11 protein-coding genes are annotated in these 13,498 nt (G+C 65.2%); 2 read left to right on the forward strand and 9 right to left on the reverse strand.

The genetic code is table 11. The annotated features are described in order from the left end of the window. The first annotated feature begins 59 nt into the window (after positions 1-59). A complete protein-coding gene (locus tag IF803_RS18090) occupies positions 60-866 on the forward strand; it encodes an IclR family transcriptional regulator (protein ID WP_461192992.1) in 807 nt (268 codons plus the stop codon). A 343-nt stretch (positions 867-1,209) separates the two neighbouring features. Here the strand turns inward: IF803_RS18090 and ahcY are convergent, their stop codons facing one another. The 3 genes from ahcY to IF803_RS18105 form a co-directional block, all read right to left on the reverse strand. Next, a complete protein-coding gene (gene ahcY, locus IF803_RS18095) occupies positions 1,210-2,637 on the reverse strand; it encodes an adenosylhomocysteinase (protein WP_018272646.1) in 1,428 nt (475 codons plus the stop codon). 126 nt (positions 2,638-2,763) lie between these two features. Then, positions 2,764-3,960, reverse strand: coding sequence for a methionine adenosyltransferase (gene metK / locus IF803_RS18100; protein WP_028338318.1), 1,197 nt, complete (start codon positions 3,958-3,960; stop codon positions 2,764-2,766). Between the two features lie 60 nt (positions 3,961-4,020). Beyond that, the gene (locus tag IF803_RS18105; RefSeq protein WP_028341596.1) at positions 4,021-5,376 is read right to left on the reverse strand and encodes a hypothetical protein; all 1,356 of its coding nucleotides are present in this window, start codon (positions 5,374-5,376) and stop codon (positions 4,021-4,023) included. A gap of 198 nt (positions 5,377-5,574) precedes the next feature. Between IF803_RS18105 and IF803_RS18110 the strand changes: the two genes are divergently transcribed. Beyond that, on the forward strand, positions 5,575-7,302 hold the full coding sequence (locus IF803_RS18110; protein ID WP_461192993.1) for a caspase family protein: 1,728 nt from the start codon (positions 5,575-5,577) through the stop codon (positions 7,300-7,302). A gap of 129 nt (positions 7,303-7,431) precedes the next feature. Here the strand turns inward: IF803_RS18110 and IF803_RS18115 are convergent, their stop codons facing one another. The 6 genes from IF803_RS18115 to IF803_RS18140 form a co-directional block, all read right to left on the reverse strand. Then, the gene (locus IF803_RS18115; protein WP_461192994.1) at positions 7,432-8,550 is read right to left on the reverse strand and encodes a cobalamin-independent methionine synthase II family protein; all 1,119 of its coding nucleotides are present in this window, start codon (positions 8,548-8,550) and stop codon (positions 7,432-7,434) included. 43 nt (positions 8,551-8,593) lie between these two features. After that, positions 8,594-9,310, reverse strand: a complete 717-nt coding sequence (locus IF803_RS18120) for an ABC transporter ATP-binding protein (protein ID WP_461192995.1) — start codon at positions 9,308-9,310, stop codon at positions 8,594-8,596. Beyond that, positions 9,303-10,055 (reverse strand): ABC transporter ATP-binding protein, encoded by a 753-nt coding sequence (locus tag IF803_RS18125; RefSeq protein ID WP_461192996.1) that lies wholly within the window; start codon positions 10,053-10,055, stop codon positions 9,303-9,305. The genes IF803_RS18120 and IF803_RS18125 overlap by 8 nt, the downstream gene beginning before the upstream one ends. Then, positions 10,052-11,083 carry a branched-chain amino acid ABC transporter permease gene (locus IF803_RS18130; RefSeq protein ID WP_461192997.1) on the reverse strand — a complete coding sequence of 344 codons (1,032 nt, stop codon included), beginning with the start codon at positions 11,081-11,083 and terminating at the stop codon, positions 10,052-10,054. The genes IF803_RS18125 and IF803_RS18130 overlap by 4 nt, the downstream gene beginning before the upstream one ends. A gap of 7 nt (positions 11,084-11,090) precedes the next feature. Then, complete coding sequence (locus IF803_RS18135) at positions 11,091-11,960, reverse strand: branched-chain amino acid ABC transporter permease (protein ID WP_028341590.1); 870 nt, start codon at positions 11,958-11,960, stop codon at positions 11,091-11,093. 154 nt (positions 11,961-12,114) lie between these two features. Next, the gene (locus IF803_RS18140; RefSeq protein WP_461192998.1) at positions 12,115-13,296 is read right to left on the reverse strand and encodes an ABC transporter substrate-binding protein; all 1,182 of its coding nucleotides are present in this window, start codon (positions 13,294-13,296) and stop codon (positions 12,115-12,117) included. Positions 13,297-13,498 lie beyond the last annotated feature (202 nt).

A 13,498-nucleotide genomic window follows, 5' to 3' on the forward strand; every position in this document is an offset into this window, starting at 1 on the left:
TGTCTCGCGGACGGCAAGGTTTCCTGCTAATTGCGAATCCGGAACGCCAACAGGGCCACATGACGAGAGAGAGCCGCGGCATACAGTCGATCGAGGTCGGCGGAGAATTGCTCCGCGCGCTGGCCCGCAGCGGCGAACCGATGATGCTGCGCGATCTCGCGCGCGAAGCCGGCATGCCGCCGGCCAAGGCGCATCCCTATCTCGTCAGCTTTTCCCGCATCGGCCTGATCGAGCAGGACGAGACCACCGGCCGCTACGAGATCGGGGCGCTGGCGCTCGAGCTCGGCCTGATCAGCCTGCGCCGGCAGTCCGCGGTGCGGATCGCAACGCCGCGGATCGCAGCGCTCGCCGACAGCATCAATCACGCGGTGTCGCTGTCGGTCTGGGGCACCCACGGCGCGACCGTGGTACGGCTCGAGGAGCCGAGCCATCCGGTGCATATCGCGATGCGCGTCGGATCGGTGGTGGCGCTGCTCGAGACCGCGACCGGCCGCGCCTTCGCCGCCTTCATGCCGCCGAACGCGATCAGGACCGCGCTCGAGAGCGGCCTCGATCGCCTCGGCGTCGGCTACAATCCGAAACGTCCGCCGGCGGACGCGAAGACAGCCGAGATCCTCGCCGAGGTCCGCAGCCGCGGGCTGGCACGGGCGATCGGCGATCCGCTGCCCGGCGTCAACGCCTTCGCCGCGCCGGTGTTCGATCACGCCGGCCACGTTGCGCTCGTCATCACCGCGATAGGGCCGGAAGGCACCTTCGACGCCAGCTGGGACAGTGCGATCGCCGTCGCGTTGCGGGGCTACGCGGGCGATATCTCGCGGCAGCTGGGGCACGGCACGGCGCGGGGTGTCGATATTGCGGTGAAGTGATCAGAGTGTTCAGCCGCTCTCTCATGCGCATGCGCGGGTGATTACACCGAGAGCTTGGCTGACATCATGAACCCAGAACCATCCTCATCGTCGTCCCGGCGAAGGCCGGGACCCATAACCACCGAAGTTCATTGTTGTGCGATGCTGGAATGACGAGTCCCGCCGACAACATCCGCCGCGGCGTATGGGTCCCGGCCTTCGCCGGGACGACGGCTTGTAGATGCAGGCCGCGCCGCACAATCGGTGTCGCCCTGACGAATGGAGAGGCGCCTGCAAGTCAGCCCAGCAAAAAGCCCCGGACCTTGCCGGGGCTCTTCACTTCATCGCTCGCGATGACCGCGGATCAGTAGCGGTAGTGATCCGACTTGTACGGACCTTCCTGCTTGACGCCGATATAGTCGGCCTGGTCCTTGCGCAGCTCGGTCAGCTTGACGCCGATCTTGGCGAGGTGCAGGCGGGCGACCTTCTCGTCCAGCGTCTTCGGCAGCACGTAGACCTTCTTGGCGTACTTGCTGTCCTTGTTGTTGGCGAACAGCTCGATCTGCGCCAGCGTCTGGTTGGTGAAGGAGGCCGACATCACGAAGGACGGATGGCCCATCGCATTGCCGAGGTTCACCAGCCGGCCTTCCGACAGCATGATGATGCGGTGCTTGTCGGGGAATTCGATCTCGTCGACCTGCGGCTTGATGTTGGTCCACTTCAGATTGCGCAGCGAAGCGATCTGGATCTCGTTGTCGAAGTGACCGATGTTGCAGACGATGGCGCGATCCTTCATCGCGCGCATGTGCTCGATGGTGATGATGTCCTTGTTGCCAGTGGCGGTGACGAAGATGTCGGCGCGCGGCGCCGCGTCTTCCATGGTCACGACCTCATAGCCTTCCATCGCCGCCTGCAGCGCGCAGATCGGATCGACCTCGGAGACCATGACGCGGCAGCCGGCCTGGCGCAGCGAGGCGGCCGAGCCCTTGCCGACGTCGCCGAAGCCGGCGACCATCGCGACCTTGCCCGACAGCATCACGTCGGTGCCACGGCGGATACCGTCGACCAGCGATTCGCGGCAGCCATAGAGGTTGTCGAACTTCGACTTGGTGACGCTGTCGTTGACGTTGATCGCCGGGAACAGGAGCGTGCCCTTGTTGGCCATCTCGTAGAGGCGATGCACGCCCGTGGTGGTCTCTTCCGAGACGCCCTTGATGTTCTTGGCGATCTCGGCGAACCAGCCCTTCGGCTTCTCCTTCAGGAGGCGCTTGACCAGCGCGTAGAAGATCTCCTCTTCCTCGGAGCCCGGCTTGTCGAGGAAGGCGGTGTCGCCCTGCTCGGCGCGGTAGCCGGCATGCACCAGCATGGTGGCGTCGCCGCCGTCATCGAGGATCATGTTCGGCGTGCCGCCGCCGTGCCAGTCGAACAGCTTCGCGGTGTAGTCCCAGTACTCGGTCAGCGTCTCGCCCTTGACGGCGAACACCGGAATGCCGGCGGCGGCGATCGCGGCGGCGGCGTGATCCTGGGTCGAGTAGATGTTGCAGGAGACCCAGCGGATGTCGGCGCCGAGCGCGGCCAGCGTCTCGATCAGCACCGCGGTCTGGATCGTCATGTGCAGCGAGCCCGCGATGCGCGCGCCCTTCAGCGGCTGCTTGGGGCCATACTCCTCGCGGGTGGCCATCAGGCCGGGCATCTCGGTCTCGGCCAGCGAGATCTCCTTGCGGCCGAAATCGGCGAGCGCAATGTCCTTGACGATGTAGTCGGTGAAGCCGGGCTTCGTGGGGGCGTTCATTTGAGCGTCCTGTTGTTGAACGGGTCGTTCCGGGTCGCCTCGAAGAGGCAAACCCGGAATCTCGAGATGATGATTAGGGATTCCGGGTTCGCTCGCTCTCGCGAGCGCCCCGGAATGACGCAAGTATCAGAGCGCGCGCTTCAGCTGCTCGACGAGATCGGTCTTCTCCCAGGAGAAGCCACCCTCATTGTCGGGCGTGCGGCCGAAATGACCGTAGGCCGAGGTGCGCGCGTAGATCGGGCGGTTGAGATCGAGATGGCTGCGGATGCCGCGCGGCGTCAGATCCATCGCCTTGGCCGCCGCCTTCTCGAGCTGATCCTCCGACACCTTACCGGTGCCGTGGGTGTCGATGTAGATCGACAGCGGACGCGCCACGCCGATCGCATAGGCGAGTTGCAGCGTGCAGCGGTCCGCGAGACCGGCCGCGACGATGTTCTTGGCGACATAGCGCGCGGCATAGGCGGCCGAGCGGTCGACCTTGGTCGGATCCTTGCCGGAGAACGCGCCGCCGCCGTGCGGAGCCGCGCCGCCATAGGTGTCGACGATGATCTTGCGGCCGGTCAGGCCGGAGTCGCCGTCGGGACCACCGATGAAGAACTTGCCGGTCGGATTGATGTGCCAGATCGTCTTGTCGCTGATCCACTCCTTCGGCAGCGCCTCGCGGACATAGGGCTCGACGATGTCGCGGATCTGCTTGGACGACAGGTCCTCGACCAGATGCTGATGCGAGACCACGATCTCGCGGACGCCGACCGGCTTGCCGTTCTCGTACTGCACGGTCACCTGGCTCTTGGAGTCCGGGCCCAGCACCTTCTCGCGGCCGGAGTGGCGCGCTTCGGAGATCAGCCGCAGGATCTTGTGGGCGTAGAAGATCGGCGCCGGCATCAGGTCCGGCGTCTCGTTGGTGGCGTAACCGAACATGATGCCCTGGTCGCCGGCACCCTCTTCCTTGACCTCGCCCGGCTGCAGCGCGTCGACGCCCTGCGCGATGTCGGCCGACTGCGGATGCAGCAGGATCTCGATGTCGCAGTTCTTCCAGTGGAAGCCGTCCTGCTCGTAACCGATGTCCTTGATTGCAGAGCGAACCACGCTCTCGATGTGGTCGTTGGTGACCGAGCTCGGGCCGCGCGTTTCGCCGGCGATCACCACCTTGTTGGTGGTCGCGAGCGTCTCGCACGCCGCGCGGATCTGCCACGGGTCGATGCCCGCTTTCGGTCCCTCGCGATAGAACAGATCGACGATCTCATCCGAGATACGATCACAGACCTTGTCCGGATGGCCTTCCGAGACCGACTCGCTGGTGAACAGGTAAGACGCGCGCATCAAGCAAACCCCTTGTTAAGTCGAAGTCCGACGTTGGTTGGTGAATATGTCCCCGGCATGTCAGTCTCGTCGCCGCGAGATGACGTAGGATTCGTCGTAGAACCACAGCCCGTTGTGTTTGCGGAGAACTTCGCGTGTGGCTTCGAGAGCTCGTCCGTTTTCGGTCGTTTCGGTCAACCGCTCATCTTCGATCTGCGCGACATACACCGCCGCATTCCACGCAGCAAAGGCCGTCGAGGTTCCGATCGAGCCGGTTACCTCATTGGGCAGCGCTTCCATATCATATCGGAAGATCGAACGGTTATCGGCGTAGGCGTTGAAGTTCAGCTCGCGTCCGGCGGAGCCCAGTTCGTATTTCACCGCGCGCAGTATCTCATGACGGCTGACGGCGAAAGGATTTTCTCCGGGCCAGACCGCTTGAATGATTTCAAGTCCGGGGTCGCCGCCGTGGGAGTGGATTCCTATCAGCCGCCCGCCGCCGCGCAGCGCGCGGGCCAGCGGCGCGATGATCCGCTTGGCGCGGAAGTTCACCGAGGATTTGGCACGGTACGGTTGCGAGGCGATCACAAGATCGAAATTGGCTTCGGTGCGGCCGGCCCGCGGAATGATGGAATCGAGCAGGAACCGGTGATCGTCGCGGTACAGGACCAGCGCCACCGGCCGCTCATAGATCGGCATCGCATTGCCGGGGCTGAGATTGGCCCGCCAGTTCTGCTCCAGGAATGGACCGAGTTCGGCGATCTGGGCCTCGAACTCACCCGAGGACGCCCCGCGGAGCGGCACCTCGTGCCAGATCATGCTGGCGGCCGCCGCGGAGTTCTTCGGCGTCAGCCAGGGCGCCTCGGCGTAATACATGTTGGTGAACACGAAGACGCTGGCCGGATGCTCGAACAGGCGGTCAGGGACCTTGTCGAGGGTGAGGCGGACGTCCTCGAGGCTCAGTTCCTTGCCGGCGACATAGAACGGCATATGTGGGAAGCGGCCATGCATGGCGCGCAGGACCCGCGCCAGCACCGTGCCGTCGCCCATTCCGGCATCGAACACCCGCAGCGCCGGCGGCCGCGGGTGGATGGCCGCCAGTTCCAGCGCGACCCGGTCGGCGATCACTCGCTTCTCGCTGCAGGTGTGGACGAACAGCAGGTAACGCTGGCGGTTCTCGAAGAACCGGAAATTGCCCCGTGGATCGCGCTTTTCCGGCGGCACCACGAGGCCACGCGGCGGCGCCACGCCGCCCGGCGTCGAGGTCGCGATGAAGGCGTTGATGCGGTCGAGCGTATCGATGGTGATGCGCTTGCCCTCGCGCAGCCGGTACACCAGCTTGCCGTCGTTGACGGCACGGCGGCCGAACGTCGTCTCCGCCATGTCGGAGCGGCGGCAGAAATCCGTGATCTGGCTGAGGATTTCGTCGTTCTTCATGGCGCCTGGGGTGGGCAGCGGCGAGTGGGACGGAAGTGGGCAGAAATGATGACTGACAGCGTGTTATCACCATTTTCCCACCAGTTGAACCCCCCTCTGCTGCCCGATCACCAAACAGTCAGGACCGCCCCCCTGGACCGTCTCTTGGACCGCCCTGCCGTCGTCGATCGCCATGACGGCTTTACCCCCGGATGACCGATGCGCCGCTTGCTCCTGATCCCCGCCCTCCTGGCCGCTCTGCTCTGGTCGGCGCCCTGTTTGGCCCAGGCGCGCTCCCAGCTCGGCCCGCTCTGCACGACCGAGACCACGCCGGCCGACCAGATGATCGACGCCTGCAGCAAGATCATCGCGCTGAAGGTGTTTTCCGGCGAGAGGCTCGCGACCATCTATTTCTGGCGCGCGGTCGGCTGGAACAAGAAGGGCAACTACGCCCAGGTGATATCCGACGCCACCGAGGCGCTGCGCCTCAAGCCCAGCACCGCTATCTACAATCTCCGGGGCTCGGCCTATTTCGACAAGGGCGAGTACGACATCGCGATCGCCGACTTCAACGATGCGCTGCGCATGGGGCCGCCGAGCGGCATCATCTTCCACAACCGCGGCAACGCCTATCGCAGCAAGGGCGACTACGCCAAGGCGATCGCCGACTATGACGCTGCGATCAAGGCCGGTCCGAAGTCAGCCTTCTCCTATCAGAACCGCGGCGCGTCGAAGCGGGCGCTCGGCGATCTCGACGGCGCGCTCGCCGACATCAACGAGGCGGTCAGGATCGACCCGTCGCTGCCGCAGCCGCTGATCAGCCGCGCGGTGATCTGGCGCGCCAAGGGCGAGATCGAGCGCGCGATTGCGGACACGTCGGAGGCAATCCGGCTCGCCAAGGCCAAAGCGCCCGTCAACATCATGACGCCGCCCGGCAGCGTGCTGATCTCGGCCTATACCCAGCGCGGCCTCAGCTACGAAGCGAAGGGTGATGCTGCGCATGCCAAGGAAGATTACGCCTCGGTGCTCGAAGGCGTGGCGTCCGATGCCGGTAGCAAGGCCAACCAGGCCACCGCGAAAGTGCGACTCGCACTGCTCAAGGAGGCCGACGCGGCACCGCGCAAGACCGCGGCGGCGCCGGCCGCCGAGAGCAGCCCGGCCGCGCCACCGGCCGCTTCCGTCACGGCACCGGCCCCGCCCGCCGCGCCGGTCCGGGCGGCAGCAACCGGCCGGCGCGTCGCGCTGGTGATCGGCAACGGCGCCTATGCGCATGTCAAGGCGCTGCCCAATCCGCCCAACGATGCGCGCGCCATCGCCAGGAGCCTGCGCGACATCGGCTTCACCGTCTCCGAGGGGCTCGATCTCGATCGCAGCACGATGCAGAAGACAATCAACGATTTCCTGCGCGAGGCGGCGCGGTCGCAGATCGCCGTGGTCTACTATGCCGGTCACGGCGTGCAGGTCGACGGCCGCAACTATCTCGTGCCGGTCGATATCGAGTTCAAGGCAGGCAGCCGCGCCACCGACGCGATGGTCGACATGGACACCATCATGGCCGGGCTCGACGACCAGATCCGCACCAACATCCTGATCCTCGATGCCTGCCGTAACAATCCGATGGCGCCGCAGCAGGCCTCCGCGGGTCCAAGCCGCGGCATCGAAGCGGGCTCCGGCCTTGCCGCGCCCGCCTCGCTCGGATCGGGCTCGACGCTCGGCGCCGGCACGCTGATCGCGTTTGCGACCGCGCCGGGCCAGGTCGCGCTCGACGGCGAAGGCGCCAACAGCCCGTTCTCGGCGGCGCTGTCGCGCCATGTCGGCACGCCCGGCCTCGAGGTGCAGCAGATGCTGACGCGGGTCCGCGCCGAGGTCGTCGCCGCGACCAAGGGCAAGCAGGTGCCGTGGTCGAACTCGTCGCTGCTCGGCGAGGTCTACCTGGCGGAGCAATGATGGTGCGACGGGACAGCGTCACTCCGGGGCGACGCGCAGCGTCGAACCTCAGGGGCGCAATTGTGCCCCGGGGAATCTCGAGATTCCGGGCCTGGTGCTCGCGCACCATCCCGGAATGACGCTAGCGCGTCACTTCCCCCACACCTCGTTCGCGACCTCGACCGCGAGCCGCAGCTTGGCCCACTGCTCTTCCTCGGAGAGGATGTTGCCTTCCTCGGTCGAGGCAAAGCCGCATTGCGGCGACACCGCGAGCTGCTCGATCGGGGCAAATCTGGATGCCTCCTCCAGCCGCCGCTTGATGTCGTCCTTCTTCTCGAGCTCGCCGAACTTCGAGGTGATGACGCCGACCACCACGACCTTGTTGCCCTTGGGCAGGAAGCGCAGCGGCTCGAAGCCGCCGGCGCGGTCGGAATCATATTCGAGGAAGTAGCCGTCGTAATTCGTGCCGGCGAGCAGGGTCTCGGCGACCGGCTCGTAGCCGCCGGAGGAGATCCAGGTCGAGCGGAAATTGCCGCGGCAGACATGGGTCGTGATCACCATGTCGGACGGACGGTCGGCGATCGCATAGTTGATGACGCGGGCGTAGATCTCCTGCAAACCGTCCGGATTGTCGCCGCGGTCGCGCGACTTCTGCAATTCCTCCTGCGAGCACAGATAGGCCCACACCGTGTCGTCGAATTGCAAATAGCGGCAGCCGGCATCGTAGAACGCCTTGACCGCCTTGCGGTAGGTCTTGCCGAGATCCTGATAGAATTCCTCGAGGTCCGGATAGACTTCCTTCGAGATCAGCTTGCGGCCGCCGCGGAAATGCAGCACCGCCGGCGAGGGGATCGTCATCTTCGGCGTGACATGCGCCTGGTCGGCGTACTTCTTCAGGAAGCGGAAGTGATCGAGCATCGGGTGATGATCGGAGAAATCCAGCTTGCCGATCACCCTGATGGCGTCGTGCCGGGTCTGCACGCCGGCGAACTGGATGCCCATGTCGGGATGGAACAGCTCACAGCCGGTCAGGTGGCTGAGGAAATCGAAGTGCCACCAGGAGCGGCGGAACTCGCCGTCGGTCGCAAGCTTCAGGCCGACCGAGGCCTGCTTGTGCACGACCTTCTCGATTTCCATGTCCTCGACCTTGCGCAGCTCGTCGGCCGAGATCTCGCCCTTCTCCAATCTGGCGCGCGCCTCCTTGATCTTCGGCGGCCGCAACAGACTGCCGACCTCGTCGGCGCGGAACGGAGGCTTGGTTCGCTGCATGGTCAACTCCCGGACGTTTCCAGTGTGCCTTCTAATGTGCCTTCTAATGTGCCTTGGCCCCGGAGACGCCGAGGTGGCGCTCGAGGACGGAGGGATCGGCCTTCAGCGCGCTGCTTGCGGCATCATGCACGATCGTGCCGCGTTCCAATATCACAACGCGGTCGGCAAGCCCCAGAATCTTTTGCGCGTTCTGCTCGACGATGATCGAGCAGATGCCGCCCGAGCGCGTGATGGTTCCGATCGCTTTTAACAATTCCTCAACGATGATCGGCGCGAGGCCTTCGGTCGGCTCGTCGAGCAGCAGCACTTTCGGATTCAGGGTCAGCGCGCGGCCGATCGCCAGCATCTGCTGCTCGCCACCGGACAGCTGGTTGCCGAAATTGCGGCGCCGCTCCTGCAGCCGCGGAAACATCTCGTAGACCCGCTCGACCGTCCACGGCCCGGGCTGCGCCACCGCGGTCATGTTCTCCTCCACCGTCAGCGAGCGGAAGATGTTGCGCTCCTGCGGTACCCAGCCGATCCCGGCGCGGGCGCGCTGGTCGGGCCGCATCGCCGTGATGTCGTGGCCTGCGAGCGCGACGCTGCCACTGAGGCGCCTGACGATGCCGACAATCGAATTGATCAGCGTGGTCTTGCCGGTGCCGTTGCGGCCGAGCAGCGCGAGCACCTGGCCCTCCGCAAGCGCCAGCGACATATCGGGCAGCACCACCGCCTCGCCGTATCCGGCACGCAGGCCCTGGATGGAAAGAAGATCAGGCATCGGCCGCCTCGCCGAGATAGACCGCCCTCACCTGCGGATCGCGCGCGACCTCGTCGGGCGCGCCCTCGGTGAGCAGGCCGCCATTGACCAGCACCGAGATGCGGTCGGCGAAGGAGAATACGAGGTCCATGTCGTGCTCGATCAGGAGCACCGTGACGTCGCGCGGCAGTGCCGCGACCGCCGCCAGGATATCGTGGCGCTCGCTCTCGGGCACGCCGGCCGCGGGCTCGTCGAGCAGCAGCACCCGCGGCTTCGCGGCGATCGCGACCGCGATCTCGAGCAGGCGCTGCTTGCCATAGGGCAAGGTCGAGGTGAACTCCGTCATCACGTCGAGCAGATGGAAGCGCGACAGGATATCGGCGATCTCGGCATTGACGTCGCTCCGGGTCCCCATCCGTCGCCACCAGTCGCCGCCGCGGCCCAACCGTTCGGAGACCGCAAGCCCGATGGTTTCGAGCGGGGTCAGGTCGGGATAGAGCTGGTTGATCTGGAAGGTGCGCGACAACCCGCGCAGCACCCGCTTGTGCACGGACAGACCGGTGATGTCGCTGCCTTCGAGCAGGATGCGCCCGCTGTTCGGCGTCAGCACGCCGGTCAGCTGATTGATCACGGTGGTCTTGCCCGCGCCGTTCGGCCCGATCAGCGCGTGGCGGGCGCCCTGCATCACCTTCAGCGAAAGATCGCGGGTGACGCGAAGGGCGCCGAAGGATTTTTCGAGGCCTCGTGTTTCCAGCGCGATCGTCATGACGCGTCGCTCTCCGGCACGGCGACGGCGGCCTTGCGGCCGGCGAACTGGCGGATGATCAGGTTCGGCACGAACAGCACCCAGCGATGGATGCGCGCGCGGCCGACCAGCACGATCACGACCAGCACGAGGCCGATCCAGAACAGCCAGTATTGCGGGGTGATGCTCTGAAACAGCTCCTGCAGCATCTTGAACACGACGGCCCCGATCAGCCCGCCATAGAGATAGCCGGTGCCGCCGATCACCAGCACCAGCATCAGGTCGGCGGAGCGCTCGAAGGAGAACACGTCGAGCGAGGCGAGTGCCGTGGTCTGGGTGAACAGCGCGCCGGCGATCCCGGCATAGAAGGCGGCGAGCGTATAGACCGCGAACAGGCGGCGGTTGACCGGCACGCCGATCGCGGCCGCGCGCAGCGGATTGTTCCTGATCGCGCGCAGCGACAGGCCGAACGGCGAATGCACCACGCGGCGGGCGAGCAGGAACAGGATGAACAGCACGATCAGCGAGTAGAAGAACCCGGTCTTGCCGAACATGTCGAAGGTGAACAGCCCGAGGATCGGCTGCATCTCGATGCCCTGCAGGCCGTCAGTGCCGCCGGTGATGTTGGAGAAGCGCTCGGCGAGCGCTTCCAGCAGCAACGCGATGCCGAGCGTCACCATCAGCCGTGTCAGGTCGACGCCGCGGATGACGAGGAAGCTGGTCAGGAAACCGAGCAGCGCCGCAACCAGACCGGCGGCAACCAGCGCGATGACGGGCTCGTTGATGATGCCGTGCAGCGCCAGCAAGCCGGCCGAATAGGCGCCGACGCCGAAGAAGGCCGCGTGGCCGAGCGAAACGATGCCGGCGTAGCCGAGGATCAGGTCGAGCGACAGCGCGAACAAACCGAGCCGTACGATGTCGGTCATGATCAAATAGCGCGACGGGAACAGGAAGGCGCAGGCGAGCGCCAGCGCCCAGAAGGCGACCTCGCTGATCCGCCAGCGCGCGCTGGCCATCGCGTGAGTGGAAACGTCTGATAGCGCCGTCATGCCCGCCTCACCGCGCCGCGGTACGGCCGAACAGGCCGTTGGGACGCCAGAGCAGGATCACGATCATGACGGTGTAGATCACGAACGGACCGAGCTTGGGCACGTAATACTTGCCGGCGACGTCGGCGATGCCGAGCAAAAGCGACGCCAGGAACGGTCCGGTGATCGAGGAAGAGCCGCCGACGGTGACGACGATCAGGAAGTAGATCATGAATTTCAGCGGGAAATACGGATCGAGCCCGAGGATCTCCGCGCTCAACGCGCCGCCGAGGCCGGCGAGGCCGCAGCCGAACGCAAAGGTGAAGGCGAACACCTGCGGCACGTTGATGCCGAGCCCGATCGCCGCGCGCGGATCGTCGACTGCGGCGCGCAGCCGGCTGCCGAACCGGGTCTTGGCGAGGATCAACTGCAGCGCCAGCGTGAGCAAGCCGCAGATCACGACGATCATCAGCCGGTAGCGGCCGATGCCGACGCCGAACAGGTCGATCTGGCCCTCCAGCGCCGCCGGCAATTTGATGAACACCCGCGACGATCCCATGATGTAGTCGACCGCCGCGACCGACATGAACACCAGACCGATCGAGAACAGCACCTGATCGAGATGGCTGCGGCTATAGAGATGGCGGTACAGCGTGCGCTCCAGCGCAATGCCGATCACGGCGCTGCCGACAAAGGCGAGCGGCAGGCCTGCGAAGAACGGCCAGCCGGAATTATTCACCAGCACGGCGCAGATATAGCCGCCGGCCATCGCGAAGGCGCCATGCGCGAGGTTGACGAAATTCATCAGCCCGAGCGTCACCGCAAGCCCGCAGGCGAGCACGAACAACAGCATGCCGTAAGCGACGCCGTCGAACAGGTTGGTGAGGATAGAGGCCATGGAGTGACGGCAAACCTGATGGTGACTCGTCATTCCGGGGCAGCGCTTGCGCCGAACCCGGAATCTTCTTCAATTATTTCGAGATCCCCCGATGCGCAATCGCGCATCTGAGGTTCGCGCTATTGCGCGCCTCGGAATGACGCGCTTTCGCGCGTCACTTCTTGGTCTTGCCGGAATCCTTGACGGCCTCGAAGGTCGCGAACTCGACATTGTAGAGCTCGCCGTCGACCTTCTCGACCTTGCGGATATAGATGTTCTGCACGATGTCGCGGGTCTCCGGATCGATCGAGATCGGGCCGCGCGGGCTCTCCCACTTCATGCCCTTCATCGCCTCGATCAGCTTGTCGCCGTCGGTCGCACCATTGGTCTTCTTCAGCGCCTCGTAGATCAGATGGATGCCGTCATAGCCGCTGACCGCCATGAAGCCCGGGCGGTTGCCGAACGCCTTCTTGTAGGCGGCGACGAAGTCCTTGTTCATCGCGGACGGATGCGCGGCCGAATAGAGATGCGCCGTCACCGCGCCGAGCGCGGCATCGCCCATATTGTTGAGCAGATCGTCATCCATGACGTCGCCGGGTCCGATCACCCTGATGCCGCTCTTGTCGAGCCCGCGCTCGGCATATTGCTTCATGAAGTTGCCGCCCTGCCCGGCCGGCACGAATACGAACATCGCGTCGGGCTTGGAATCCTTCATGCGCTGCAGGAACGGCGCGAAGTCCGGATTGGCGAGCGGGACCTTGACCTCTTCGACGATCTCGCCGCCGCCGGCGGTGAAGTGCTGCTTGAAGAAGGTCAGCGCATCGTTGCCTGGCGCATAGTCGGAGGTCAGCGTCGCGACCTTCTTGATGCCGTTCTTCACCGCCCAGTCGCCGATGATGGTGGAGGACTGCGCCAGCGTGAAGCTGGTACGCACGATGTAGGGCGAACGCTCGGTGATGATGGAGGTGCCGGCCGCCATCACGACTTCCGGGATCTTGGCCTGCGTCGCCAGCGGCGCCGCGGCGAGCGCCGCGGGCGTCACGCCGAAGCCGGCGATGAAATTGACCTTGTCGTTGACGATCAGCTCCTGCGCAAGCCGCTTGGTGTTGTCCGGCACCGCGGCGTCGTCCTTCAGGATGATCTCGATCTTCTTGCCGGCGACGGTGTCGCCCTTCTGCTGCATGTAGAGCTTGATGGCGTTATCGATCTGCTTGCCGGTCGACGCCTGACCGCCGGTCATCGGCAGGATCAGCCCGATCTTGACGGCGTCGTCCGCCCACGCCGGCATGCTGGCGCACAACCCCGGAAGCAGGGCCGAAGCGGCGCCCCACAGCAACATTTTGCGACGATTGAACATCGACGTCCCTCCCCCTTCCGCTCTTCTGCATCGAGCCTTGGTCCCGGCTCTTGCCTTGTTTTAACTCAAGCATGCACGGCCAAGCCGCAACGCGACAAGGCGTCTCCCCGTGCCCTCTGTCAATCGGACGATGGACGTGTGCCGCGCGCGACGCGATCGGGTCTGGCTGCAGAGACAAGTATCATGATACCAACATCGCTCC

It is taken from the genome of Bradyrhizobium sp. UFLA06-06, from assembly GCF_054820065.1.